The sequence below is a fragment of the Nocardia sp. NRRL S-836 genome, assembly GCF_001279525.1.
Lineage (GTDB): Bacteria > Actinomycetota > Actinomycetes > Mycobacteriales > Pseudonocardiaceae > Lentzea.
Genome location: NZ_LGDY01000035.1, coordinates 1 through 345 on the forward strand (window position 1 = coordinate 1; position 345 = coordinate 345).

Below are 345 nucleotides of genomic sequence, written 5' to 3' on the forward strand. Positions count from 1 at the left end.
TGAGGTTCCCCCGATAACTCGGAGGGTTGGTTACCTGGCTCCGGATGAGGATGCCGGGATGATAGATGGCTGGAGTTGGTCGGCGTGCCAGGCGGCCTCGTACTCGTCGGGGCTGAGCCAGCCGAGCTCCTTCTGGATGCGCTGGGTGTTGTACCAGCCGTCGATGTAGCTGAGGATCGCGTTCTCGGCCTCGTCGCGGGTGCGCCAGGAGTTCCGGTACACGAGTTCGATCTTCAGCGTGGAGAAGAAGTTCTCCATCAGCGCGTTGTCGTAGGAGTCGCCGACCGAGCCCATCGACGGCAGAATTCCGATGTCCGCCAGGCGTTGCGCGAAGCGAATCGAGGT

General features: G+C 62.3%; 1 protein-coding gene. It reads right to left on the reverse strand.

Annotated elements, in window-relative coordinates; genetic code table 11:
• Window positions 1-30: 30 nt before the first annotated feature.
• A partial coding sequence (locus ADL03_RS05625; RefSeq protein WP_157528049.1) for an IS3 family transposase occupies window positions 31-345 on the reverse strand: 315 nt, incomplete at its 5' end.